Origin of the sequence: Pseudomonas sp. EZ-C24 (genome assembly GCF_014525325.1) — a bacterium.
Taxonomy (GTDB): Bacteria; Pseudomonadota; Gammaproteobacteria; order Pseudomonadales; family Pseudomonadaceae; genus Aquipseudomonas; species Aquipseudomonas shirazensis.
Genome location: NZ_JACDIU010000004.1, coordinates 77,297 through 98,063 on the forward strand (window position 1 = coordinate 77,297; position 20,767 = coordinate 98,063).

Genomic DNA, 20,767 nt, shown 5'->3' on the forward strand with positions numbered 1-20,767 from the left:
CCTGATGGCCGATTGGCAATCCCTCGATCCAGAGGCCGCTCGCGAAGCGGATAAATACGACAACCCTATTCCCAGCCGTGAGCTGATCCTGCAGCGCCTTGCCGATCGTGGCGAGCCAGCCGCGCGCGAGGAGCTGGCCGCAGAGTTCGGCCTGCTCGAAGAAGACCAGATCGAAGCCCTGCGCCGCCGCCTGCGCGCCATGGAACGTGACGGTCAGCTGATCTATACCCGGCGTGGCACCTATGCCCCGGTAGACAAACTGGACCTGATCTGCGGCCGCGTGTCTGGCCACCGCGATGGTTTCGGCTTCCTCATCCCGGATGATGGCAGCGCTGACCTGTTCCTCAGCCCGTCGCAGATGCGTCTGGCGTTCGACGGTGACCGTGCCCTGGCACGGGTTTCCGGTACTGACCGTCGTGGTCGCCGCGAAGGTGTGCTGGTCGAGATCATCTCCCGCGCCCATGAGAGCGTGGTTGGCCGTTACTTCGAAGAAGGCGGCATCGGCTACGTAACCCCGGACAACCCGAAGATCCAGCAGGAAGTGCTGGTCACTGCCGGGCGTAACGGTGGCGCCAAGATCGGCCAGTTCGTCGAAATCAAAATCACCCACTGGCCAACGCCGCGGTTCCAGCCGCAGGGTGATGTGGTCGAGGTGATCGGCAACTACATGGCGCCGGGCATGGAAATCGACGTTGCCCTGCGTAGCTACGACATCCCGCACGTGTGGCCGCAGGAAGTGGTCAAGGAAGCGCGCAAGTTCCGCTCCGAAGTCGAAGAAAAGGACAAGGAACGCCGCATCGACCTGCGTCACCTGCCGTTCGTCACTATCGACGGCGAAGACGCCCGTGACTTCGATGACGCCGTCTATTGCGAGCCGCAAGGCAAGCTGCGACTGTTCTCCGGCGGCTGGCGCCTGTACGTGGCGATTGCCGACGTGTCCAGCTACGTGCGCCTGGGCTCGGCCCTGGATATCGAAGCGCAGCAACGCGGCAACTCGGTGTATTTCCCTGAGCGGGTGATCCCGATGCTGCCCGAGGAGCTGTCCAACGGCCTGTGCTCGTTGAATCCGCACGTCGATCGCCTGGCCATGGTCTGTGAAATGACCATCAACAAGTCCGGGCAGATGGTCGACTACCAGTTCTGCGAGGCGGTGATCCACTCCCATGCACGGCTGACCTACAACAAGGTCAGCAGCATGCTCGAGCACTCGCGTACCCGTGAAGGCAAGGCCCTGCGCGATGAGTACAGCGAAGTCGTGCCGCACCTGAAGAACCTGCACGCCCTGTACAAGGTCCTGCTGGCGGCGCGCCATACCCGTGGCGCGATCGACTTCGAGACCCAGGAAACCCGGATCATCTTCGGTGATAACCGCAAGATCGAAGAAATTCGCCCGACTGTGCGTAACGAAGCGCACAAGCTGATCGAAGAATGCATGCTCGCGGCCAACGTCGCCACCGCTGCGTTCATGCAGAAGCACGAAGTGCCGTCGTTGTACCGTGTGCACGACGGCCCGCCACCGGAACGTCTGGAAAAACTGCGCGCCTTCCTCGGCGAGCTGGGTTTGTCGCTGCACAAGGGCAAGGAGCCTTCGCCGAAGGACTATCAGGCCCTGCTGGCGAGCATTTCCGGGCGTCCGGACTTCCACCTGATCCAGACGGTGATGCTGCGCTCGTTGAGCCAGGCGGTGTACAGCACCGACAACAATGGCCACTTTGGTCTGAACTACGAAGCGTACACCCACTTCACTTCGCCGATCCGGCGTTACCCGGACCTGCTGGTGCACCGTGCCATTCGCAGCGTGATCCGCTCCAAGATCGACACCCCGCACGTCAAGCGTGCCGGCGCCGTGGCAATCCCCAAAGCGCGCATCTACCCGTACGACGTTGCCACCCTGGAACAGATGGGCGAGCAGTGCTCGATGACCGAGCGGCGCGCCGACGAGGCCACCCGCGACGTGGTCAACTGGCTCAAGTGCGAGTACATGAAAGACCGCGTGGGCGAAGTCTTCCCGGGCGTGATCACCGCTGTGACCGGTTTTGGTTTGTTCATCGAACTGACCGACATTTACGTCGAAGGTCTGGTCCACGTCAGCGCGCTGCCGGGCGACTACTACCACTACGACGCCGTGCATCATCGCCTGTCGGGCGAACGCACCGGTCGCAGCTTCCGCCTGGGCGACACGGTTGAAGTCAAGGTCATGCGGGTCGATCTCGACGAGCGCAAGATCGACTTCGAAATGTCCGAAGCCACCGTCAATGCGCCGGTTGGCCGCAAGCAACGTGGCGCCGCCGAGACGGCTCCGGCGGGCAAGTCCGCGCCGGCAGGCAAAGGTGCTGGCACGGGCAAGCGTGACGTGAAGCAGGACAGCAAGCGCGAGGCCACGTCGCAAGCCAAGCCAGAAGCCAAGGCCGAGCCAGCACCGCGTCGGCGCAAGAATGAAAGTTCGGATGCCTACTTCCCGAGCGATGCCGTGCAGCGCAACGCCGAAGTACGCAAGAGCCGTGAAGTGAAAAAGGCGCTGATGGGCGAAGCCCGCAATGCGCCGACGGCAAGCAAGTCCGGCAAAAGTTCGAGCAAGCCCGCCAGCGACAAGCCAAGCAAACACCGTAAAGGGCCGTCCAAGTCCGGCGCGCCACGCAAGAGCAAGAACAAGTCATGAGTCAGTTGGAAAAAATCTACGGCGTGCACGCCGTGCAGGCGCTGCTGCAGCACCATCCCAAGCGGGTCAAGCAGATCTGGTTGTCGGAAGGGCGCAGTGAGCCGCGTCTGCAAACCCTGCTGGCTCTGGCCGCAGAAAACCGCGTAGCGGTCGGCCAGGCCGAGCGTCGCGAGATGGACGCCTGGGTTGAAGGCGTGCATCAGGGCGTGGTGGCTGAAGTCAGCCCGGCGCAGGTGTGGGGCGAGTTGATGCTCGAGGAGTTGCTCGAGCGCACCGAAACCCCGCCGCTGATTCTCGTGCTCGATGGCGTTACCGACCCGCACAACCTCGGCGCGTGCCTGCGCACCGCCGATGCTGCCGGTGCCACCGCAGTGGTGGTGCCCAAGGACAAGTCGGCGACCCTGACTCCGGCTGTGCGCAAGGTTGCTTGCGGCGCTGCCGAGGTGATCCCGCTGGTCGCCGTGACCAACCTGGCGCGTACCCTGGAGAAGCTCCAGCAGCGCGGCCTGTGGGTGGTCGGCACTGCCGGCGAAGCCGACAAGGAGATCTACCAGCAGGACCTGACCGGTCCGCTGGTGGTGGTCATGGGTGCTGAAGGCAAGGGCATGCGTCGTCTGACCCGTGATCATTGCGACTTCCTCGTGAAGCTGCCGATGGCTGGCAGCGTCAGCAGCCTGAACGTGTCGGTGGCTACCGGTGTGTGCCTGTTCGAAGCCGTACGTCAGCGCCAACTGAAGCGCTGATCCAGTCGTCTGCAGCGATCCCGGCGTAGCTATTTGCCCGCCGGGATCAGTCTGCACCCTGGCGATTTGGGCAGATCCCTACCGCTGTTCAAATAATCGCCAATCACCTTGCTTGTGCGTCCCGCCTTCTCTACAATTGCGCCCCTTGCCCAGCAGGCAGGCGCGCATGTGCCTTCTGCACAAGGCAAGTCATACAGTGTCATTCACTCCTTGTCTGACCAGATTCCCTGGCAGGCTTCTAACCCGTAAGGAGCATTCATGCGTCATTACGAAATCATCTTTCTGGTCCACCCGGATCAGAGCGAGCAAGTCGGCGGCATGGTTGAGCGTTACACCAAGCTGATCGAAGAAGATGGTGGCAAAATCCACCGTCTGGAAGATTGGGGCCGTCGTCAACTGGCCTACGCAATCAACAATGTTCACAAGGCTCACTACGTGATGCTGAACGTTGAGTGCACTGGCAAGGCCCTGGCCGAGCTGGAAGACAACTTCCGTTACAACGATGCCGTGATCCGTAACCTGGTCATCCGTCGCGACGAAGCCGTTACTGGCCCGTCCGAGATGCTCAAGGCCGAAGAGAACCGCAGCGAGCGCCGTGAGCGTCGTGAACGTCCTGAAGCTGATGGCGCCGATGGCGACGACAGCAATGACAGCGACGCCAGCGATAGCGCTGACGAGTAATCCACGGACCTTTTGAGGAGCCTATTACATGGCACGTTTCTTCCGTCGTCGTAAATTCTGCCGCTTCACTGCTGAAGACGTGAAAGAGATCGACTTCAAAGATCTCAACACCCTGAAAGCTTACGTATCCGAAACCGGCAAGATCGTTCCAAGCCGTATCACCGGTACCAAAGCTCGTTATCAGCGTCAGCTGGCTACCGCTATCAAGCGCGCCCGCTTCCTGGCCCTGCTTGCCTACACCGACAGCCACGGCCGCTGAGGCCTGGCTTTCGACAAGTAGCAAGGGATAAGCATGCGAGCGTTGGCTGATTTCATCATGCGCGGTCGCGTGCAGGCCGCTGTAGTAGTGGCCGGTTGTGCGGCATTGCCGCTGTTGTTCTGGTTGTGTGCCGCCGCTGGGAGCCTGGTGTTCCTGCGGCGCGGTTTCAAGGACGCTTCCTCGGTCATCGTCTGGGGCATTTTGCCGGCGTTGGTCTGGTGGGTCTTCGGCGAGCCGCGCACCTTGATGGTGTTGCTGGGTACGCTGGGGTTGGCTGCGCTGTTGCGCGCCGGGCATTCCTGGAACCGGGTGCTGTTGTCCAGCATTGCACTGGGCCTGTTGTATGGCCTGATTCTCAGTTCGGTGTTCCGTGAACCGATTGAAGCTCTGGCGCGAGCGCTTGAAAAAGCCCTGCCGCAGATGCTCGACGGTCTCTACCAGCAGTTATCGGTAGAGGAGCAGGCACGCCTTGGGAGTCTTGTCGTACCGGTGCTCAATGGCCTGATTGCGGCTTTGCTGCAGGTTGTCAGTGTGTTGTCCCTGATGTTGGGGCGCTACTGGCAGGCCTCGTTGTACAACCCGGGAGGTTTCGGCCGCGAGTTTCAAGCGGTACGGATTCCCTTGGTGCCAACGCTGGTATTGCTGGGGTGCATGGTGTTGGGTCCGAACCTCGGTTCTGCCCTGGCGCTGCTCACGCCGCTTTGCAGCGTACCGCTCATGTTTGCCGGGCTTGCCCTGCTGCACGGGTTGGTGGCACAGAAACGTCTGGGCAGATTCTGGCTGGTCGGGTTGTACGTGACGCTGGTGCTGTTCATGCAGCTGACTTATCCGCTGCTCGTGGTCCTGGCCATTGTCGATAGCCTGGTTGATTTTCGCGGTCGCAAGTCGCCTCAGGGTGACGATTCCGCGAACGGTGAAGGTTAAAAGTTAAGAGGTTTTACCAAATGGAACTGATCCTGCTGGAAAAAGTCGCTAACCTGGGCAACCTGGGCGACAAAGTTAAAGTTAAAGCCGGTTACGGCCGTAACTTCCTGCTGCCGTTCGGCAAGGCCACTGTTGCCAATGCCGCCAACGTCGCTGCGTTCGAAGAACGTCGCGCCGAGCTTGAAAAAGCTGCAGCTGACAAGAAATCTTCGGCTGAAAGCCGTGCTGCCCAACTGGCCGAGCTGGAAGTGACTATCACTGCCACCGCTGGCGACGAAGGCAAGCTGTTCGGTTCGATCGGCACCCACGACATCGCTGATGCCCTGACTGCCTCCGGCGTTGAAGTGGCTAAAGCTGAAGTTCGTCTGCCGAACGGCACCATCCGTAACGTTGGCGAATACGACGTAGCCGTGCACCTGCACAGCGACGTTGAAGCCACCGTTCGCGTGGTTGTCGTTGCAGCCTAAGCTGTAGCACTCGGCTGGCTCCCTGTGGGCTAGCCGGTTAACATTGGGCGCGGCTCTGCTTTGCAGGCCGTGCCCTTTGTTTTTCTCATCACCCAGAATTCTATTGTGGCCATGAACGAGATCACCCATCCAGAACAGCTCGACCTGCAAACCGCCGCGCTGAAAGTGCCGCCCCATTCCATCGAGGCCGAACAGGCCGTGCTCGGTGGTCTGATGCTGGACAACGAAGCCTGGGAGCGGGTGCTGGATCAGGTCTCGGATGGCGACTTCTACCGGCATGACCACCGCCTGATCTTCCGTGCCATCCACAAGCTGGTTGATCTCAACCAGCCGTTCGACGTGGTCACCCTGCACGAACAGCTCGACCGCGAAGGCCAGTCGAGCCAGGTCGGCGGCCTGGCGTATCTGGCCGAGCTGGCCAAGAACACCCCGTCGGTTGCCAACATCAAGGCTTATGCGGCGATCATTCGTGAGCGCGCCACGCTGCGCCAGCTGATCAGCATCAGCACCGATATCGCCGACAACGCCTTCAACCCGCAAGGGCGCAACGCCGCCGAGATTCTTGACGATGCCGAGCGGCAGATCTTCCAGATCGCCGAGGCGCGGCCCAAGACCGGCGGCCCGGTCGGGGTCAACGACCTGCTGGCCAAGGCCATCGACCGCATCGACACGCTGTTCAACTCCGACAGCGACATCACCGGTATCTCCACCGGCTATACCGACCTGGACGGCAAGACCAGCGGCCTGCAGGCGGCCGACCTGATCATCGTTGCCGGCCGTCCGTCGATGGGTAAAACCACCTTCGCCATGAACCTGGTGGAAAACGCCGTGCTGCGCAGCGACAAGGCGGTGCTGGTGTTCTCCCTCGAGATGCCAGGCGAATCGCTGATCATGCGGATGCTCTCGTCGCTGGGTCGCATCGACCAGACCAAGGTGCGTTCCGGTCAGCTTGATGATGACGACTGGCCGCGGTTGACCTCGGCGGTCAACCTGCTCAACGACCGCAAGCTGTTCATCGACGATACCGCCGGCATCAGCCCTTCGGAGATGCGCGCGCGGACCCGCCGCCTGGCCCGCGAACACGGCGAGATCGGCATGATCATGGTCGACTACCTGCAGCTGATGCAGATCCCGGGCTCCAGTGGTGACAACCGTACCAACGAGATTTCGGAGATTTCCCGCTCGTTGAAAGCCCTGGCCAAGGAATTCAACTGCCCGGTCATTGCCCTGTCGCAGTTGAACCGCTCGCTGGAACAGCGCCCGAACAAGCGCCCGGTCAACTCCGACTTGCGTGAATCCGGTGCAATCGAGCAGGACGCCGACGTGATCATGTTTGTCTACCGGGATGAGGTCTATCACCCCGAGACCGAGCACAAGGGCGTCGCCGAGATCATCATCGGCAAGCAGCGTAATGGCCCGATCGGGTTTGTCCGCCTGGCGTTCATCGGCAAGTACACCCGCTTCGAAAACCTGGCGCCGGGTGCGTATAACTTCGACGACGACGAATGATTGTGTCGTTCGCTCAAAGTCGCTTGGTATGGCGCTGCCGAGCCTCTTGGTTTGAAGGAATGTAGGTCAGCTACCGATAGGTTCAAACTGCATGGATAGAGGCTGAGGCTGGCCGGCGCGTCGTTCGGAGCGCCTTTTGCCGAAGAGGCGCAAGCAAAGTCGGGTAAACGTAGCCGCTGTGCCCATAGGTTTGATCAGATGCTGATGAAAACCATTGTCCTCTTCGTGACTTCGCACGCTGATGGCGGATTCTCCCATCGTCTCTGTGCCGGATGCGCTCAGGCAAAATCCGACCATTACCGTCGGATGTGATCAAAATTTGTGCTATTTTCCGCGCCCGCGATTTCCCTGCACACCAAGAACCGGTCACTTCATAAAGCTCGGCGAGCCGAACCTGTTCTTCGGTGTCGCTGCAGGCAACATGAACTCTAACCGTCCTCACCGCGCCAGCCTGGTCTACAGCCAGCGCTGAAGGAAGCCTACAAGCACGCGTCGATTGTCCTCGGTGGCATTAAGGCGTCGGTGCGCCGGATTACAACTAGACGTAATCTTCGTCAAGGTGCCGCTGAGGATCTCGAATGCCCCCTGACCTGGTTTTCGTCGATGTCATTCCATGGAATGGCATAACACGGAGCTTCTGCACCTGATATTCGTTTCCTAGTCTCGTTTCGACCAGGGAGACTGTGGTCGCGTATCCCGAGGACTGTGCGCCGGTCATGCTACTCATGTCCTGCGTCATGGATCTACCTGTCCGGGAGTTAGGCAGGCTTGAGTCACACGATAGGAAATGGGTTTGCCGCCCGGTCATGTCGACTTTATTTGCGATCAGCCTTTTGTAAAGACTCAAGCCATCGTGGATCGCGACGTTACTACCGCCTATATAGCCCGCGCTGCCGTGAGAAGTGATATAGAGGGTTGGCAAACGGCCATCTTGACGCGGGGGTGCGGTGAATACGATAACTCCCTCAAACTCCGCAACAATGGGGCCCCTGTAAGTCTTTTTCGTGAAAACGCGACTGAGCATTGAGCTGAAGAACTCACCAAAGCGCCCGGAAGGGTCTCTGCCATTAATAGGGTCGTTGAGTACAAACGTGTAGGTATTGATACCTCCTCTCGCGAAGGGGCTCTCGCGATCAGGGCTATTGAACCGCATCAAGACAGGATTGTAAGCACGATAGCCGTTTCCAAGTAGATAGTAACGGGTTGTCGAATCTTGAAGCTCTCCCTTGAAGCCGACCGTGAGTTTTTTCTCTGGGCTTGACCCGTAGGCACTGAAAACAACGGCATCACGCTCTTGCGGTGATATGAGTGAGGTGGGGGACTCGTTTGCCTCGCTGGCAACCAGATGGCAGTCGAGCTCCTCGCATACAGCCATGATGCCTGCAGGGCTCGCAAGCAAGCGCGTCCGTCCGCCCTGCTGTAGCAACGTGCTGACTCTTCGTTGGTGGTAAAAAAATTTCTTCATTCTGCTAGCTTCGATGATGGCCTTCTCCGGCAGCCTACCCCCCAGTGAGGGTCTCCAACACTGTCAGAATTTATAGTAAGGCCCGCTCGCTTCAGGCGTGCCCCATGCCGTTTACTGAGGTCAGCTTGGCGTTTAGAGGATTGCGATGATTCTGAAGGGTCGCTGATGCGGCCGTGCGCCCAATGCCTTCAGGCAAAATCCGACCATTACCGTCGGATGTGATCAAAATTTGTGCTATATTCCGCGCCCGCGATTTCCCTGCACACCAAGAACCGGTCACTGACATGCACGCAGCCAAACCACTTTACGACTATCCCAAGTACTGGGCCGAATGCTTCGGGCCAGCGCCTTTCCTGCCGATGAGCAGGGAGGAGATGGATCAGCTCGGCTGGGATTCCTGCGACATCATCATCGTGACCGGTGATGCCTACGTCGACCATCCGTCGTTTGGCATGGCCATCATCGGCCGCCTGCTCGAAGCCCAGGGCTTCCGGGTCGGCATCATTGCCCAGCCGAACTGGCAGTCCAAAGACGACTTCATGAAGCTTGGCGAGCCGAACCTGTTCTTCGGCGTCGCGGCCGGCAACATGGACTCGATGATCAACCGCTACACCGCTGACAAGAAGATGCGCTCCGACGATGCCTACACCCCTGGTGGTCTGGCCGGCAAGCGCCCTGACCGTGCCAGCCTGGTGTACAGCCAGCGCTGCAAGGAAGCCTACAAGCATGTGCCGATCGTGCTCGGCGGCATCGAGGCTTCGCTGCGCCGCATCGCCCACTACGATTACTGGCAGGACAAGGTCCGCCATTCGATCCTGATCGACGCCTGCGCCGACATCCTCCTGTTCGGCAACGCCGAGCGTGCGGTAGTTGAAGTCGCGCAGCGCCTGTCCAACGGCGAAACCATCGAGCAGATCACTGACGTGCGCGGCACCGCCTTCGTACGCCGCGACACCCCGGCCGGCTGGTTCGAAATCGACTCGACGCGCATCGACCGTCCGGGCAAGGTCGACAAGATCATCAACCCGTACGTGAATACTCAAGACACCCAGGCCTGCGCCATCGAGCAAGCCAAGGGCGAGGTCGAAGATCCGAACGAAGCCAAGGTGGTGCAGATCCTCGACAGCCCGGGCATGACCCGCGACAAGACCGTGCTGCGTCTGCCCTCGTTCGAGAAGGTCCGCAATGACCCGGTGCTGTACGCCCATGCCAACCGCGTTCTGCACCTTGAAACCAACCCGGGCAACGCCCGTGCGCTGGTGCAGAAGCACGGCGACGTCGACGTCTGGTTCAACCAGCCGCCGATTCCGATGACCACCGAAGAAATGGACTACGTGTTCGGCATGCCGTATGCCCGTGTGCCGCACCCGGCCTACGGCAAGGAGCGCATCCCGGCCTACGAGATGATTCGCTTCTCGGTGAACATCATGCGTGGCTGCTTTGGCGGCTGCACCTTCTGCTCGATCACCGAGCATGAAGGCCGCATCATCCAGAACCGCTCGCACGAGTCGATCCTCAACGAGATCGAGGAGATGCGCGACAAGGTGCCGGGCTTCACCGGCGTGGTCTCCGACCTTGGCGGGCCGACCGCCAACATGTACCGCATCGCCTGCAAAAGCACCGAGATCGAGAAGCACTGCCGCAAGCCGTCGTGCGTGTTCCCGGGCATCTGCGAGAACCTCAACACCGACCACACTTCGCTGATCGAGCTGTACCGCAAGGCCCGTGCCTTGCCGGGGGTAAAGAAGATCCTGATCGCTTCGGGCCTGCGCTACGACCTCGCGGTCGAGTCGCCGGAGTACGTCAAGGAACTGGTCACCCACCACGTCGGCGGTTACCTGAAGATTGCCCCGGAGCACACCGAGCGTGGCCCGCTGGACAAGATGATGAAGCCGGGTATCGGCAGCTACGATCGCTTCAAGCGCATGTTCGAGAAGTACTCGAAAGAAGCGGGCAAAGAGCAGTACCTGATCCCGTACTTCATCGCCGCGCACCCGGGCACCACCGACGAGGACATGATGAACCTCGCCCTGTGGCTCAAGGGCAACGGCTTCCGTGCCGACCAGGTGCAAGCGTTCTACCCGTCGCCAATGGCCTCGGCCACGGCGATGTACCACTCGGGCAAGAACCCGCTGCGCAAGGTCACCTACAAGAGCGAAGGCGTCGAGATCGTCAAGAGCGACGAGCAGCGTCGGCTGCACAAGGCATTCTTGCGCTACCACGACCCGAAAGGCTGGCCGATGCTGCGTGAAGCACTGGAGCGCATGGGCCGCGCCGACCTGATCGGCCCGGGCAAGCACCAGTTGATCCCGCTGCATCAGCCGCAGACCGACGGCTACCAGAGTGCACGGCGCAAGAACTCCACGCCGAGCGGCAGCCACAAGGTCGGCAAGGAACAGAAGATCCTTACTCAGCACTCCGGGTTGCCACCGCGCGCCAGTGACGGCAGCAAGCCGTGGGACAAGCGTGAGAAGGCCAAGGCTGAGGCGTTTGCGCGTAACCAGCAGGCGGCCAAGGAGCGTAAGGAAGCGGCCAAGGGCGGCGGCAAGAAGAAGCCGCGTCAGCCAGCGGTTCCGCGTTGATCTGAAGGTTGATGGGGCCGCTTTGCGGCCCTTTCGCGACGCAAGGCCGCTCCCACATGGTCAGCGCCGCCTTCGAGGCGTGCACCGGATCTGTGGGAGCGGCCTTGTGTCGCGAAAGGCCCGCGCAAGCGGGCCCAGATGCACGGTCAGTCAGGTGCGCGATCGACCCACTTGGGCACCACCGGCGCGACGAATTCATCCATCCCGTCCAGCAGCGCATCCGCCTGCTGCCCGAGCAACAGCATCGCCCGGTGCTGCGGCCGCACAAAACCTTCTTCGACAATATGGTCGAGGAACCCGCCCAGCTTGGTATAGAAGCCGTTTACATCGAGCAGTCCCAGCGGCTTGGCGTGGTAGCCCAGTTGCCCCCAGGTCCACACCTCGAACAACTCCTCAAGCGTCCCCAAGCCACCCGGCAGGGCAATAAAGGCATCGCTGAGTTCGGCCATACGGGCTTTGCGTGCGTGCATGCCGTCGACCACTTCCAAGCGGGTCAGCCCACTGTGGCCGACTTCGGCGTCGACCAGGCTCTGCGGGATGATCCCGACCACCTCACCGCCGGCCGCCATCGCCGCGTCGGCAACCACGCCCATCAGGCCGACCGCGCCGCCGCCGTAGACCAGGCGTAGGCCACGCCGGGCAATCGCTTCGCCGAGGGCAACGGCCGCTGCGCGGTAGGCGGGGTTGGCGCCGATACTGGCGCCGCAGAACACACAAACGGAACGTACAGGCATTGCTTCTCTCCCTTTACAGACGTCCAAGGGTAAAGCGCATGCCTGTCGCTTCCAAGATCGGATTTATTCGGGACGGGAAAACTCGCAGGCCGCGCCAGTGGTGCCATGGGCGTAAGCGGCGAGCAGGCTATTCATCAAGCTACCAAGGGACATGTCGTTTGCTCCTAAATGAGAGGTTGTCCCATCGTCGGTTATGCAGGCATGATGTGCACTTAGATTGGTTGTATACAATCCATAGAACAAATTTACTGGCTGCCAGCCGAACACTGCCTTGATGCATATCAGGCACGCTCGTTCCGCTTTCAGGCAGACTCGCAATTGATAAACCCTGCCAAGGAGATTCACGATGTTTGCGAAAGCTGTAGCGGTATCCCTGCTGACCCTCGCCAGCGCTTCTGTGTTTGCAGCCGAGTGCGCGGTGACCATTGATTCGACTGACCAGATGTCCTACAACAGCAAAGAATTCACCGTCGACAAGAGCTGCAAAGAATTCACCGTGACCCTGACTCACTCCGGCAACCTGCCGAAGAACGTCATGGGCCATAACCTGGTGGTCAGCAAGACTGCCGACATGCAGGCCATTGCCACCGAAGGCATGACCCAAGGCATCGACAAGGGTTACCTGAAGGAAGACAACGCCAATATCATCGCTCACACCGCGATGATCGGTGCGCCAGAGAAAGAAACCAAGGTCACCTTCGACACTTCCAAGCTGGAAGCTGGCGGCGACTACAGCTTCTTCTGCACCTTCCCAGGCCACATCTCGATGATGAAAGGCAAGGTCGTGGTCAAGTAAGCCACGCCACAAAAAAAGCCCGGCCGCGATCAACGTCGCGGTCGGGCTTTTTTTATCGCCGCCGATTACGGCGCGAACGGCAGCTCGCGCTTGTGCTGAGTCTTGCGGTAGGTGCTGACGATGATATCGAAAGCATGCTGGTCGACAGGCTCACCGTGCAGGAAGCCATCGATCTGCTGGTAAGTGATGCCGTGCGCTGCTTCATCTGGCTTGCCTGGCTCAAGGTCTTCGAGGTCCGCGGTCGGTACTTTCTCGACCAGTGACTCAGGCGCACCAAAGGCACGAGCAATGGCGCGTACCTGGTTCTTCACCAGGCCGCTGAGCGGCGCCAGATCACAGGCGCCGTCGCCGAACTTGGTGAAGAAGCCCATCACCGCTTCGGCTGCATGGTCGGTGCCGATGACCAGGCCGCCACGGGCGCCGGCGACGCTGTACTGGGCCACCATGCGCATGCGCGCCTTGATGTTGCCGACCACGAAATCGACCATGGCCGGTGCGCCGTCCTGCAGCACATCGACCTTGCTCTTGAGCCCAAGGACGGCGGGAGCGATGTCGATGGTGTGCACTTCATCGGCCTTGATCACATCCAGGCAGGCCTGCGCGTCGTGTTCGTCGTGCTGCACGTTGTACGGCAGACGCACGGCGATGAAGCGATAGCCGTCGTCGCCGCTGCTGGCGCGCAGTTCGTTGACGGCGCGCTGGGCGAGCAGGGCGGCGGTCAGCGAGTCGACCCCGCCACTGATGCCCAGCACCAGGGTCTTGAGCCGGGCGTTGGCCAGGCAGTCCTTGATGAAGGCCACACGCCGGGCAATTTCGGCTTCGAGCGCGGCGGCATCGGCGAATGGCGGCTGCACCTTGAGCTGCTGCGCGATCTCTTGCTGAACGGCTTGCATGGGTTACTCCTTGTGGGCAACTTTGAATACGTGACGCAGGTAGGCGACGAAGTTTTCATCGCGGCACTGCGTCTTGGCGGCCTCGTCGGAAATCTTCGCTACCGGCGAGCCATTGCAGTCGGTCATTTTAAGCACGATGCTCATTGGCGCTACCCCCGGCAGGTCGCAGGTGAGGTTGGTGCCGATGCCGAAGCTGACATTGATGCGACCACGCAGGGCACGGAATATCTGCAACGAACGCGGCAGGTCGAGACCGTCGGAGAACACCAGGGTCTTGGTCATCGGATCGATGCCCAGTTGCTGGTAATGGGCGATAGCCTTTTCCGCCCAGGCCACCGGCTCGCCGGAGTCGTGGCGCAGGCCGTCGAACAGCTTGGCAAAGTACAGATCGAAATCATTGAGGAAGGCATCCATGGTGATGCAATCGGTCAAGGCGATGCCGAGCAGGCCGCGGTACTCGCGGACCCAGCAGTCGAGCGCGGCGATCTGGCTGTCGATCAGGCGCGGGCCGAGTTGCTGGTGGGCCATCAGCCATTCATGGGCCATGGTGCCCAATGGTCTGATATCCAGTTTCCATGCCAGATCGACATTGCTGGTGCCGACGAAGCGCCCCGGGAAGTCATCGCGCAGGACCCGCACGACTTCTTCCTGAACGCGGCTGGAGAAGCGCCGCCGGGTGCCGAAGTCGGCTACCTGCAGTTCGGCCAGTTCGTCCTCGCTGGCGTTGGCCCTGAGCCAGTCGAACTTGCGGTAGAGCTGATCGCGGGCAGCCGCCAGCGGCATGTGCGGGTGCAGGTGACGGTTGCGCACCTCGCTGATCAGCGCCAGCAGCGGCACCTCGAAGAGGATCACATGCAGCCACGGGCCTTTTAGACGCAAGCACAGCTGATCGTCTTCGATGCCCAGATGGACATAACGCAGGTTGAAGCGGAACAGGCGCAAAAAGCGCAGAAAGTCTGGCTTGAGAAAGCTGATGCGCTCAAGAAACGCCAGCTGGCCGTCGTCCAGGGTCAGCTCGCTGAGCAGCTCGATCTGGCGGCGAATCTCGCCCAGATAGGGGCGCAGGTCTTCGCCGTTGCGGCAGCGAAACTCCCACTCGACATCAGCATCGGGATAGTTGTGCAGCACCGCCTGCATCATCGTCAGCTTGTAAAAATCGGTGTCGAGCAGGTTGTGCACGATGCGCTCAGAGAATGCGCTCTCGCTCATTGAAAGCTCCAGGTCGGCGGCGCTCGCTGAAACGGCGCAAGCGCGCGGGAATGGCGATCATTGTGCCAGCCTTTGCGCTTCACAGGGCACTCACAGTTGACCGCATTACCTTTACCTCGCGCGGAGCCTCTGTAGGAGCGGCCTTGTGTCGCGAAAGGCGCGCGCAGCGGGCCCGGCGATCTTGCGGTGCAGCACAAATGCTGGGGCCGCTACGCGGCCCTTTCGCGACACAAGGCCGCTCCTACACCTTACCGTGTCGCGGCTGCTGCGGGCAGGCTTCGCGCAGCCCTGCAACGGGGCTGTAACTGCCAAAACCCGGACGTTTTCGCGCGCAGCGACTAGCCTTGAAACAGTGCCCCCGTAGCAGTCACGCACCAGCGGTGTGCACTTCGGTGACGTCGACAGTTACCGGCAGGTTGCACGTTGACACTGGTGCTGGTTGCAATGATGGCACTGCTCGGTTGCGCCTATATTGGAGGAATGGTGGCGCCCGCTTCGTTGTAGACGGTTGCACGCTCAATGAACGATGCCCGGCGCCGGCCTCCAGACGGCCAGCCAGGCGTGTTTGCTCGAAATGCAAAGTCAGTGGCACGGCGCTTGCTCTGATCAGCAAGCAGAACGTTGTAGTGCCAACCAAAAAAAAGACTCTAGGAGCACCACCTCATGTCGCAGACGTTTTACAAGAAAGGCTTCCTGGCTCTGGCCGTGGCAACGGCACTGGGTGTTTCTTCGTATGTTCAGGCCGACATCAAGATCGGCGTCGCGGGGCCAATGACCGGGGCCAACGCAGCGTTTGGCGAGCAGTACATGAAAGGTGCGCAGGCTGCGGCCGACGCGATCAACAAGGCCGGTGGGGTCAACGGCGAGCAGATCAAACTGGTAGCCGGCGATGACGCCTGCGAACCGAAACAGGCCGTAGCGGTAGCCAACAAGCTGGTCGACCAGGAGAAAGTGGTTGGCGTGGTCGGGCACTTCTGCTCGTCCAACACCATCCCAGCCTCCGAGGTGTACGACGAGGCCGGCATCATCGCGATTACCCCAGGCTCGACCAACCCGCAGGTCACCGAGCGGGGCCTGTCGGCCATGTTCCGCATGTGCGGGCGTGACGACCAGCAAGGCATCGTTGCCGGCGACTACATCGTTGATGTGCTCAAGGGCAAGAAGGTCGTGGTGCTGCACGACAAGGACACCTATGGCCAAGGCCTGGCCGATGCGACCAAGGCGCAGCTGGAAAAACGCGGCGTCAAACCGGTGCTGTATGAAGGCCTGACCCGCGGCGAGAAAGACTTCAGCGCGGTGGTCACCAAGATCCGTGGCGCCGGCGCAGATGTCGTCTACTTCGGCGGCCTGCACCCGGAAGCCGGTCCGCTGGTACGTCAGCTGCGTGAAGCCGGCCTGAAAGACGTCAAATTCATGTCCGATGACGGTATCGTCACCGACGAACTGGTCACTACCGCAGGCGGCGCGCAATACGTCGACGGCGTGTACATGACCTTCGGCGCCGACCCGCGTCTGCTGCCAGACAGCAAGGCGGTAGTGGATCAGTTCCGCAAGAACGGCACCGAGCCTGAAGGCTACACCCTGTATGCCTACGCCTCGGTACAGGCCCTGGCTGCTGCATTCAATGGCGCCAAGTCGAACAAGGGCGAAGACGCCGCCAAGTGGCTCAAGGCCAACCCGGTGCAGACCGTCATGGGCGAGAAGACCTGGGACGCCAAGGGTGACCTGAAGATCTCCGACTACGTGGTCTACCAGTGGGATAAAGACGGCAAGTACCACCAGCTGGAAAAACAAAAATAACAACGGCGCAAGGCCCGGGCACAGACCCGGGCCGACGCCCAGGCGGTATCTGTCTTTATCCGTAGATCTGCACCTGTGCTGCACCACGCGGGCCGCCTGACGGCAGCCCCGCTGTGGCCAGCGCAGGGGCGATCTCACTCAGCGAGATTGCGTTATGGATGGTATTTTCCTGCAGCAACTGGTCAACGGCCTGACCCTCGGGTCGGTCTACGGCCTGATCGCCATCGGCTACACAATGGTCTATGGCATCATCGGCATGATCAACTTCGCGCACGGCGAGGTGTATATGATTTCCGCCTACCTGGCGGCAATCAGCCTGGCATTGCTGGCTTATTTCGGTGTCGAATCCTTCCCGCTGCTGATGCTCGGCACGCTGCTGTTCACCGTGGTGGTGACCGGTGTGTACGGCTTCACCATCGAACGTATCGCGTACAAACCCCTGCGTAACTCCACCCGCCTGGCGCCGCTGATCAGCGCTATCGGCATCTCGCTGATCCTGCAGAACTATGCGCAGATCAGCCAGGGCGCTCGCCAGCAAGGCGTGCCGACCCTGCTCGAAGGCGCGCTGCGGGTCGAGGTTGGTAGCGGCTTCGTGCAACTGACCTACACCAAGATCTTCATTCTGATTGCTGCCTTTGCCGGCATGGCCCTGCTCACCTATGTGATCAAGTACACCAAACTTGGGCGGATGTGCCGCGCCACCCAGCAAGACCGCAAGATGGCCTCGATTCTGGGTATCAACACCGACCGAGTGATCTCCTACGTATTCGTCATCGGTGCGGTCATGGCCGCCCTGGCTGGCGTGTTGATCACCATGAACTACGGCACCTTCGACTTCTATGCCGGCTTCATCATCGGCATCAAGGCGTTCACCGCCGCGGTGCTCGGCGGCATCGGTTCGCTGCCTGGAGCCATGTTGGGCGGGATCATCCTGGGCATCTCCGAATCACTCTTCGCCGGCCTGATCAACTCCGACTACAAGGACGTGTTCAGTTTCTCGCTGCTGGTGTTGATCCTTATCTTCCGGCCACAAGGCCTGTTGGGCCGCCCGCTCGTGGCTAAGGTGTGAACATGTCTGCTGCCAATTCTGCTTCTTCCGGTTTTGATATCAAACGCAGCCTGATCGAGACCATCGTCGCCGGCCTGCTTGCCCTGATCGTGTTCGGCCCGGTGGTCGGCGTGGTGCTCGATGGCTATACCTTCAACGCCGAGCCCGCCCGTGTGGCCTGGCTGGTCGGCGCGGTGATGGTCGGGCGCTTCGTGCTCAGCCTGTTCTTCCAGAGCGGCACCGGCCAGCGCATGCTGCAGGGCTTCGACAGTGGTGGCTCGGGCGTGCATGTGCTGGCGCCGGACTACAAGTCGCGGCTGCGCTACATCATTCCGGCGCTGATCGTGATCGCCATCGTGTTCCCGATCTTCGCCAACAAGTACCTGCTGACGGTGGTGATTCTCGGCCTGATCTACGTGTTGCTGGGCCTTGGCCTGAACATCGTAGTCGGCCTGGCCGGCTTGCTCGACCTTGGCTACGTGGCGTTCTATGCCATCGGCGCCTACGGCCTGGCGCTTGGTTACCAGTACCTCGGCCTGGGCTTCTGGACGGTGTTGCCGCTGGCCGCCATTGCAGCGGCACTGGCCGGCTGCATATTGGGCTTTCCGGTATTGCGCATGCACGGCGACTACCTGGCGATCGTGACCCTGGGCTTTGGCGAGATCATCCGCCTGGTGCTGAACAACTGGCTGTCGTTCACCGGCGGGCCGAACGGCATGCCGGCGCCATCACCGACCTTCTTCGGCCTGGAGTTTGGCCGCCGGGCCAAGGACGGCGGGGTGCCGTTCCATGAGTTCTTTGGTCTGGACTACAACCCCAACGTGAAATTCCTGTTCATCTACATCGTGCTGTTCCTGGTCGTGCTGGCGGTGCTGTACATCAAGCACCGGCTGACCCGGATGCCGGTTGGCCGCGCCTGGGAAGCGCTGCGCGAAGACGAGATCGCTTGCCGCTCGATGGGTCTGAACCACGTGCTGGTGAAACTCTCGGCATTCACCCTGGGCGCATCTACCGCGGGCCTGGCGGGGGTGTTCTTTGCCACTTACCAAGGCTTCGTCAACCCGTCCTCGTTCACTTTCTTCGAGTCGGCGTTGATCCTCGCCATCGTGGTGCTGGGCGGCATGGGCTCGACCGTTGGCGTGGTGATTGCGGCCTTTGTGTTGACCGTGGCACCTGAGCTGCTGCGCAGTTTCTCGGAATACCGCGTGCTGCTGTTCGGGGTACTGATGGTGCTGATGATGATCTGGCGACCGCGTGGGCTGATCCGGATCAGCCGCACCGGGGTAGTCCCGCGTAAAGGAGTGGCGCCATGAGCGACGAAGTCATTCTCTCGGTCGAACACCTGATGATGCAGTTTGGCGGCATCAAGGCATTGAGCGACGTCAGCCTGCAGGTCAGGCGCAACCAGATCTTTGCCTTGATCGGCCCCAACGGCGCCGGCAAGACCACCGTGTTCAACTGCCTGACCGGCTTTTACAAGGCCAGCGGCGGGCGCATCCAGCTCAACCTGCGCGGTAACCAGACCGACGTGATCCAGTTGCTGGGCGAGCGCTTCCAGCCCAGCGACTTCGTGTCGCCGGCGCGTTTTGCCAGTCGCGTGTACTACAAGATGTTCGGCGGCACCCACCTGGTCAACCGCGCCGGGCTGGCGCGGACCTTCCAGAACATTCGCCTGTTCAAGGAAATGTCCGTGGTGGAGAACCTGCTGGTGGCGCAGCACATGTGGGTCAACCGCAATCTGCTCGCCGGCGTGCTCAACACCAAGAGCTACCGCAAAGCTGAAAGCGATGCGCTGGACCACGCTTTCTACTGGCTCGAAGTGGTCGACCTGGTCGACTGTGCCAACCGCCTGGCTGGCGAATTATCGTACGGCCAGCAGCGCCGCCTGGAGATCGCCCGGGCCATGTGTACCCGGCCCAAGATCATCTGTCTGGACGAACCGGCCGCCGGCCTCAACCCGCAGGAAACCGAAGCACTGAGCCGGATGATCCGCGTGCTGCGCGACGAGCACGACATCACCGTCGTGCTGATCGAGCATGACATGGGCATGGTCATGAGCATCTCCGACCATATCGTCGTGCTCGACCACGGTACGGTGATCGCGCAAGGCGCGCCGCAGGAAATTCGCCACAACCCGACGGTGATCGCCGCCTACCTGGGTGCAGATGAAGAGGAACTGGTATGAGTGCACCCATTCTCGAGCTGAAGGAGCTGGACGTGTTCTACGGGCCGATCCAGGCCCTGAAAAAGGTCTCGATGCACATCAACGAGGGCGAGACGGTCAGCCTGATCGGCGCCAACGGTGCCGGCAAGTCGACGTTGCTGATGTCGATCTTTGGCCAGCCACGGGCAGCATCCGGGCAAATCCTTTATCGCGGCACCGACATCACCCGCAAATCGCCGCACTTCATCGCTTCCAACGGCATTGCCCAATCGCCGGAAGGGCGCCGGGTGTTCCCCGACATGACCGTCGAGGAGAACCTGATGATGGGCACCATCCCCATCGGCGACAAGCACGCCAGCGAAGACATGCAGCGTATGTACGAGCTGTTTCCGCGGCTCAAGGAGCGCCGCAGCCAGCGGGCCATGACCATGTCTGGCGGCGAGCAGCAGATGCTGGCAATCGCCCGCGCGCTGATGAGCCGGCCCAAACTGCTGCTGCTCGATGAGCCATCGTTGGGCCTGGCGCCGATCGTGGTCAAGCAGATCTTTGCCACCCTGCGCGAGCTGGCCCAGAGCGGCATGACCATCTTTCTGGTGGAGCAGAACGCCAACCATGCCTTGAAGCTGTCGGACCGCGCCTATGTGATGGTCAACGGCGAGATCCGCATGACCGGCACCGGCCAGGAGCTGTTGGTCAACGAGGATGTGCGCAACGCCTATCTTGGCGGCCATTGATGGTCAGGGGCCGCCATGCGGCCCCTTCTTTCAGCAAATGTGGACAACTTGTCGCACACCGTTGATTTCGCTTCTTCGAATCCCTCGCCAAGCCCTTGTT

The 20,767-nt window shown here is 61.0% G+C and carries 18 protein-coding genes and 1 pseudogene; 15 read left to right on the plus strand and 4 right to left on the minus strand.

Annotated elements, in window-relative coordinates:
* Positions 1 to 4: 4 nt before the first annotated feature.
* The 8 genes and pseudogenes from rnr to IDM28_RS24110 all read left to right on the plus strand — a co-directional run.
* Complete coding sequence (rnr, locus tag IDM28_RS01725; protein WP_150572873.1) at positions 5 to 2,659, plus strand: ribonuclease R; 2,655 nt, start codon at positions 5 to 7, stop codon at positions 2,657 to 2,659.
* Entirely contained in the window at positions 2,656 to 3,402 is a 747-nt protein-coding gene (gene rlmB / locus IDM28_RS01730) for a 23S rRNA (guanosine(2251)-2'-O)-methyltransferase RlmB (RefSeq protein WP_101315960.1), read from the plus strand. The genes rnr and rlmB overlap by 4 nt, the downstream gene beginning before the upstream one ends.
* A 258-nt stretch (positions 3,403 to 3,660) precedes the next feature.
* Complete coding sequence (gene rpsF / locus IDM28_RS01735) at positions 3,661 to 4,083, plus strand: 30S ribosomal protein S6 (RefSeq protein ID WP_101315962.1); 423 nt, start codon at positions 3,661 to 3,663, stop codon at positions 4,081 to 4,083.
* 28 nt (positions 4,084 to 4,111) lie between these two features.
* Positions 4,112 to 4,342 carry a 30S ribosomal protein S18 gene (rpsR, locus tag IDM28_RS01740; protein ID WP_101315965.1) on the plus strand — a complete coding sequence of 77 codons (231 nt, stop codon included), beginning with the start codon at positions 4,112 to 4,114 and terminating at the stop codon, positions 4,340 to 4,342.
* Positions 4,343 to 4,375: 33 nt separating this feature from the next.
* On the plus strand, positions 4,376 to 5,266 hold the full coding sequence (locus IDM28_RS01745; RefSeq protein ID WP_150571557.1) for a hypothetical protein: 891 nt from the start codon (positions 4,376 to 4,378) through the stop codon (positions 5,264 to 5,266).
* A gap of 20 nt (positions 5,267 to 5,286) precedes the next feature.
* Complete coding sequence (gene rplI, locus IDM28_RS01750; RefSeq protein ID WP_101315969.1) at positions 5,287 to 5,733, plus strand: 50S ribosomal protein L9; 447 nt, start codon at positions 5,287 to 5,289, stop codon at positions 5,731 to 5,733.
* A 111-nt stretch (positions 5,734 to 5,844) separates the two neighbouring features.
* On the plus strand, positions 5,845 to 7,242 hold the full coding sequence (dnaB, locus tag IDM28_RS01755; RefSeq protein ID WP_101315971.1) for a replicative DNA helicase: 1,398 nt from the start codon (positions 5,845 to 5,847) through the stop codon (positions 7,240 to 7,242).
* A gap of 370 nt (positions 7,243 to 7,612) precedes the next feature.
* Positions 7,613 to 7,776: pseudogene (locus IDM28_RS24110) on the plus strand (hypothetical protein); the annotation flags it as partial.
* A gap of 4 nt (positions 7,777 to 7,780) precedes the next feature.
* Here IDM28_RS24110 and IDM28_RS01760 read toward each other — a convergent pair.
* Entirely contained in the window at positions 7,781 to 8,707 is a 927-nt protein-coding gene (locus tag IDM28_RS01760; protein WP_188035234.1) for an RHS repeat-associated core domain-containing protein, read from the minus strand.
* A gap of 284 nt (positions 8,708 to 8,991) precedes the next feature.
* On the opposite strand from IDM28_RS01760, the gene IDM28_RS01765 reads away from it, so the two are divergent.
* Entirely contained in the window at positions 8,992 to 11,289 is a 2,298-nt protein-coding gene (locus IDM28_RS01765; protein WP_101315973.1) for a YgiQ family radical SAM protein, read from the plus strand.
* A gap of 146 nt (positions 11,290 to 11,435) precedes the next feature.
* Here IDM28_RS01765 and IDM28_RS01770 read toward each other — a convergent pair whose 3' ends face one another.
* The gene (locus tag IDM28_RS01770; protein WP_150571559.1) at positions 11,436 to 12,023 is read right to left on the minus strand and encodes a TIGR00730 family Rossman fold protein; all 588 of its coding nucleotides are present in this window, start codon (positions 12,021 to 12,023) and stop codon (positions 11,436 to 11,438) included.
* A 346-nt stretch (positions 12,024 to 12,369) separates the two neighbouring features.
* Here IDM28_RS01770 and azu point away from each other — a divergent pair, with 346 nt between their 5' ends.
* The gene (gene azu / locus IDM28_RS01775; protein WP_103435862.1) at positions 12,370 to 12,819 is read left to right on the plus strand and encodes an azurin; all 450 of its coding nucleotides are present in this window, start codon (positions 12,370 to 12,372) and stop codon (positions 12,817 to 12,819) included.
* A 65-nt stretch (positions 12,820 to 12,884) separates the two neighbouring features.
* On the opposite strand, the gene nadE is transcribed toward azu, so the two are convergent.
* Both nadE and pncB read right to left on the minus strand, forming a co-directional pair.
* The gene (gene nadE / locus IDM28_RS01780; protein WP_188035235.1) at positions 12,885 to 13,712 is read right to left on the minus strand and encodes an ammonia-dependent NAD(+) synthetase; all 828 of its coding nucleotides are present in this window, start codon (positions 13,710 to 13,712) and stop codon (positions 12,885 to 12,887) included.
* A 3-nt stretch (positions 13,713 to 13,715) separates the two neighbouring features.
* A complete protein-coding gene (gene pncB, locus IDM28_RS01785; RefSeq protein WP_150572869.1) occupies positions 13,716 to 14,921 on the minus strand; it encodes a nicotinate phosphoribosyltransferase in 1,206 nt (401 codons plus the stop codon).
* Positions 14,922 to 15,584: 663 nt separating this feature from the next.
* Here pncB and IDM28_RS01790 point away from each other — a divergent pair.
* The 5 genes from IDM28_RS01790 to IDM28_RS01810 all read left to right on the plus strand — a co-directional run bounded on the left by IDM28_RS01790 (position 15,585) and on the right by IDM28_RS01810 (position 20,667).
* Entirely contained in the window at positions 15,585 to 16,721 is a 1,137-nt protein-coding gene (locus IDM28_RS01790; protein ID WP_101315983.1) for a branched-chain amino acid ABC transporter substrate-binding protein, read from the plus strand.
* A gap of 154 nt (positions 16,722 to 16,875) precedes the next feature.
* Positions 16,876 to 17,790, plus strand: coding sequence for an ABC transporter permease subunit (locus IDM28_RS01795; RefSeq protein WP_101315985.1), 915 nt, complete (start codon positions 16,876 to 16,878; stop codon positions 17,788 to 17,790).
* A gap of 2 nt (positions 17,791 to 17,792) precedes the next feature.
* Positions 17,793 to 19,082, plus strand: a complete 1,290-nt coding sequence (gene livM / locus IDM28_RS01800; RefSeq protein ID WP_101315987.1) for a high-affinity branched-chain amino acid ABC transporter permease LivM — start codon at positions 17,793 to 17,795, stop codon at positions 19,080 to 19,082.
* Entirely contained in the window at positions 19,079 to 19,954 is an 876-nt protein-coding gene (locus tag IDM28_RS01805; protein WP_101315989.1) for an ATP-binding cassette domain-containing protein, read from the plus strand. Before livM ends, IDM28_RS01805 begins: the two co-directional genes overlap by 4 nt.
* Positions 19,951 to 20,667, plus strand: coding sequence for an ABC transporter ATP-binding protein (locus IDM28_RS01810; protein ID WP_103435867.1), 717 nt, complete (start codon positions 19,951 to 19,953; stop codon positions 20,665 to 20,667). Before IDM28_RS01805 ends, IDM28_RS01810 begins: the two co-directional genes overlap by 4 nt.
* Positions 20,668 to 20,767 lie beyond the last annotated feature (100 nt).

What these genes read in the sequence shown, in the direction of transcription:
- rnr (WP_150572873.1), top strand. Translation starts at nt 5, where the DNA reads ATGGCCGATTGGCAATCCCTCGATCCAGAGGCCGCTCGCGAAGCGGAT.
- rlmB (WP_101315960.1), top strand. Translation starts at nt 2,656, where the DNA reads ATGAGTCAGTTGGAAAAAATCTACGGCGTGCACGCCGTGCAGGCGCTG.
- rpsF (WP_101315962.1), top strand. Translation starts at nt 3,661, where the DNA reads ATGCGTCATTACGAAATCATCTTTCTGGTCCACCCGGATCAGAGCGAG.
- rpsR (WP_101315965.1), top strand. Translation starts at nt 4,112, where the DNA reads ATGGCACGTTTCTTCCGTCGTCGTAAATTCTGCCGCTTCACTGCTGAA.
- IDM28_RS01745 (WP_150571557.1), top strand. Translation starts at nt 4,376, where the DNA reads ATGCGAGCGTTGGCTGATTTCATCATGCGCGGTCGCGTGCAGGCCGCT.
- rplI (WP_101315969.1), top strand. Translation starts at nt 5,287, where the DNA reads ATGGAACTGATCCTGCTGGAAAAAGTCGCTAACCTGGGCAACCTGGGC.
- dnaB (WP_101315971.1), top strand. Translation starts at nt 5,845, where the DNA reads ATGAACGAGATCACCCATCCAGAACAGCTCGACCTGCAAACCGCCGCG.
- IDM28_RS01760 (WP_188035234.1), bottom strand. Translation starts at nt 8,707, where the DNA reads ATGAAGAAATTTTTTTACCACCAACGAAGAGTCAGCACGTTGCTACAG.
- IDM28_RS01765 (WP_101315973.1), top strand. Translation starts at nt 8,992, where the DNA reads ATGCACGCAGCCAAACCACTTTACGACTATCCCAAGTACTGGGCCGAA.
- IDM28_RS01770 (WP_150571559.1), bottom strand. Translation starts at nt 12,023, where the DNA reads ATGCCTGTACGTTCCGTTTGTGTGTTCTGCGGCGCCAGTATCGGCGCC.
- azu (WP_103435862.1), top strand. Translation starts at nt 12,370, where the DNA reads ATGTTTGCGAAAGCTGTAGCGGTATCCCTGCTGACCCTCGCCAGCGCT.
- nadE (WP_188035235.1), bottom strand. Translation starts at nt 13,712, where the DNA reads ATGCAAGCCGTTCAGCAAGAGATCGCGCAGCAGCTCAAGGTGCAGCCG.
- pncB (WP_150572869.1), bottom strand. Translation starts at nt 14,921, where the DNA reads ATGAGCGAGAGCGCATTCTCTGAGCGCATCGTGCACAACCTGCTCGAC.
- IDM28_RS01790 (WP_101315983.1), top strand. Translation starts at nt 15,585, where the DNA reads ATGTCGCAGACGTTTTACAAGAAAGGCTTCCTGGCTCTGGCCGTGGCA.
- IDM28_RS01795 (WP_101315985.1), top strand. Translation starts at nt 16,876, where the DNA reads ATGGATGGTATTTTCCTGCAGCAACTGGTCAACGGCCTGACCCTCGGG.
- livM (WP_101315987.1), top strand. Translation starts at nt 17,793, where the DNA reads ATGTCTGCTGCCAATTCTGCTTCTTCCGGTTTTGATATCAAACGCAGC.
- IDM28_RS01805 (WP_101315989.1), top strand. Translation starts at nt 19,079, where the DNA reads ATGAGCGACGAAGTCATTCTCTCGGTCGAACACCTGATGATGCAGTTT.
- IDM28_RS01810 (WP_103435867.1), top strand. Translation starts at nt 19,951, where the DNA reads ATGAGTGCACCCATTCTCGAGCTGAAGGAGCTGGACGTGTTCTACGGG.